We start from the raw sequence: 3,415 nt of genomic DNA, 5'->3' as shown, positions 1-3,415 counted from the left end.
CTCTTGGAGTTCCTCGACGGAGATCTCGTTGAGGTGGTCCATTACAGACAACATAGTTTTCCGAGTAAAAAATTCTATCGACTACTATAACCATCCGTGATCTCGAGCGAGTTGCCGATCACGGGGTCAATATCGCTGCACGGACGCTGTATCTCGTGGAAAACGATCCAGAACTGATCTACTGACGATGGAGACAAGGAAAATCCAGAAGGTCGGCGGTGGGACTTACACTGTGTCAATCCCCGCTCAGTGGGCAAAAGATCACAATATCGAAGCGGCCGATACGGCATATCTCTATACACACCGTGATGGATCACTCGTGGTCCGCTGGAACGAAAACGAACACAGCGACTTGGCTACAACCCAGATCATACTCAGTGATACAGATTCTCGGGTTGCCAAACGGATGCTCCGTGCGGCGTATACTGCTGGGTTCACACAGATTACACTTCGTGCACAGGACGAACTCACGTCCGAACAACGCCGGGCAATCACTACTTGTACTCGTCAGCTCACCGGTGTCGAGATCTCTGAGGAAACGGATTGCAACATAACTGTACAATACTTATTAGATGCCGATGATGTTTCAATCCGTCAATCGCTCCTTCAACTACAGTCGATTACGCTGTCGATGCACGAAGCTGCAATGGAGTTCGCTGTGGGAGAATCAGATGAGTCTGAGTATATCATCAATCGAGATGAGGAAGCCGATCGTATCCTTCAGCTTATCACACGTCATTTCAATCGATCTCTTCTGGAACTCGCAGAACTCGATCAGCTCGGCGTAACTCGGCCACAGCTCTTTGAATACTACGTTACTGCACGTCAGCTCGAACGAATAGCCGACCACGCAGTGAAAATTGTGAGATGCGTACAGCGGACCGATCACGCTATTTCGGAGGAGTTGCTACCTGAAATGAGTTCAATTAGTGCCGATACTCACCAAGTTATCGAAGACGCCGCCGAGGCTGTCATTAATAGTACATCGACAGACGTGGTCCATTCGACTCTTAATCGGTGTGAGCGCGTTATTCAAGAAGCGAGGAAGGTAGATCAGACATTAGCCGACCGAGCACCCAGAGAAGCGTATGTATTGACCCGGGTTCTTGATAGTCTTATTCGAACAGCCAAATACAGTGAGAACATCGCTGAACTACGGCTTCGGACTTCGCTTCGTGTTTAACCGTGTTTCAGAACTCAGATGGGCTGTTCTGACGGATCCTCTCAAAGTGAGAACCCACGAATGCGCTATCTGTGTGAAGCGTACCAACTAGGGATCGCCATCCGAAACGAGCTTGATGAATCTGCTCTTGTTACAGTATTCGAGAATTTTGATTATTTGATTGATGAGATCGAAGACGGGTACCCAGCGTGGCATCCTGCCCCGCTCTCCTTTCGCGCGATGGTACTCGCATTCGTTTTTATGGAGATCACGGGTGACTCGTACGCCGACTTCTCGCGACGCCTCACGCGACAACCAGAAGTAGCTACTATTCTCGGGTTTAGCCGGGTGCCAGACGAATCGGCGTTCTCACGAGCGTGGCGGAATCGGTTTGATGACGCAACCCACGAGTACATCCAAACTGCGGCCCACTTTGTCATCAAGGAAGTCCAGGATCGAAATATCTCAGCACCCGAGGTGCGATCAAAGAGTGAGATCGTAGAAGATGCCCCTACAGAAGACACCGAAGACAAAACCTTCTCACAAGATGATATCGTCCAAACGACGCGCCTCGCGCGTGATCACGCCTTTAGACACTTCGACTCTGGTCGAGCTCGAAACGCCTCTTACGAGGACACGCAATTTTTCGAGTTACAAACGTTCATGGGGATGGTTCGGTGCGGAACCACGCAGGGAGCAGCTCGCTTCCAATATCGCCGTGGTGAACAGTACGGGCCTCATGGAGATACCCACCTCCGCGCGGTCAAGCAGTTCGATCCCAAAGAACTCGTGAACGGATTCAACGAGACGACGGATCGCTTGCTCTCCGTGATCGCCTCAGAAGCATCGTTCCGTCGACCAGTCACGGCCGCGATCGACATCACCACCATTCCCTATTACGGAGAGGTCGAAGGAATGCCGATGGTCAGCGGGACAAAGGACAGAGACGGCCGAGCGTTCAAATTTGCGACCCTCTCGGTCATCGGACAGAATATTCCGCTCGTTCTCGCCGTTGAGCCGGTCCGAGAAAGTTCTGAGTGGGACGAGAACCCGTCGAATCAGATACATCGTACTGTGCGACGATTGGTTCAACGAGCGAAAGAGCTTGTCCCCATCGAGACGGTGCTGTGTGACCGGGAGTTCGATTCGATGCGCGTGTTCCAGACGCTTTCGAATCTTGATGTGAACTACCTCATTCCTAAGCGGGTCTCCAGCTCTGAACGGGACGTATTCGAACAGATGGACGAAGACGATCAGGAAGTCGCTGTGGAATCAGCGTCGATCCACGTTGAGGCGGGTTCACATCCAATGCGACTCCTGTACGTTCCCTCGACGAGTGGAGAGGGAACGGCTGTCTTCGCGACGAATCTCCGAGTCGGTCCCGAGGAAGCCGAGACGTTCTGTCAGCGCTACAGCCGCCGGTGGCAGATCGAGAGTGAGTACAAATCGATCAAAGGTGACTTTCTCGCCAAGACCTCCTCGAAAGACTACCGCGTTCGGTTGTTCTACTTCGTGTTTGCGGTCCTCCTGTACAATATCTGGCGGCTCACAGATTTTCTACTGAAAGCGGGCGTGGACGGCGAGATGGACTATGCGCCTGTGTTGACTGCGGGCGAATGTGTCGAACTCGTCGCGTCGGCGTTGATTCCCCACGACTAACCGGCTGAGACCTCGCTGAGTCCGTCGTTTGGGAGTGACAACCCTAATCAGGGAGCGGCAGAATCTACGCAATTTCGCACGTTCGTCTGGTAGATGCGACCGGTAGGGATCTAAATCAGGACTGGTCGGTGAGAAGAACCACGAATCGATGCTAATTCGACCTGAAACTGGCCTATCCTCCGAAACTGTGGAACATCAGAAGCTCAGTTAAGTTGCGAATGACACGAAACGTTCACGACTTCATTTCATTCAAAACTCTCACCAAAATAACTGAAGTTACTGTCGGATTGTATAGGAGATGGCGATAACTCCGGTGTACCCAAATCGGTATCGATTCGATTACGACAATAAGGAACGAGATAGTATTCTATCCGCCATTAGATAGACTACGCACTATTATGAATGAGTGGAGTCATCATTATCGTAGTTGATACGATATGGAACCAATTACGCTCCGACTGCCAACGGACCTCCTCGAAGAGTTAGATACCGAATCGGAAGAAGCGGCTCTGTTGAAATCCTATTTATCAGACATAAACTCACGTGAAAACTGTCCTCTCAGCGATGCAAACACAGCGGCAGTTACTCAGGTTC

At 51.2% G+C, this 3,415-nt stretch carries 2 protein-coding genes and 1 pseudogene; all 3 read left to right on the top strand.

Annotated features, from left to right (window positions below; genetic code table 11):
* Positions 1-86: 86 nt before the first annotated feature.
* A pseudogene (locus C472_RS17195) lies at positions 87-185 on the top strand (phosphate signaling complex protein PhoU); the annotation flags it as partial.
* 47 nt (positions 186-232) lie between these two features.
* Positions 233-1,183 carry a phosphate uptake regulator PhoU gene (locus C472_RS16665; RefSeq protein ID WP_161612661.1) on the top strand — a complete coding sequence of 317 codons (951 nt, stop codon included), beginning with the start codon at positions 233-235 and terminating at the stop codon, positions 1,181-1,183.
* A 60-nt stretch (positions 1,184-1,243) separates the two neighbouring features.
* A complete protein-coding gene (locus tag C472_RS15410) occupies positions 1,244-2,821 on the top strand; it encodes a transposase (protein WP_049906820.1) in 1,578 nt (525 codons plus the stop codon).
* Positions 2,822-3,415: the final 594 nt, after the last annotated feature.

Origin of the sequence: Halorubrum tebenquichense DSM 14210, from assembly GCF_000337415.1 — an archaeon.
Taxonomy (GTDB): Archaea; Halobacteriota; Halobacteria; order Halobacteriales; family Haloferacaceae; genus Halorubrum; species Halorubrum tebenquichense.
The sequence above is the reverse complement of the archived record's forward strand: the minus strand, read 5'-3'. Positions and strand labels throughout refer to the sequence as shown.

Excerpts from the sequence above, each read along its gene's own strand:
- C472_RS15410 (WP_049906820.1), top strand. The coding sequence starts at position 1,244 with ATGCGCTATCTGTGTGAAGCGTACCAACTAGGGATCGCCATCCGAAAC.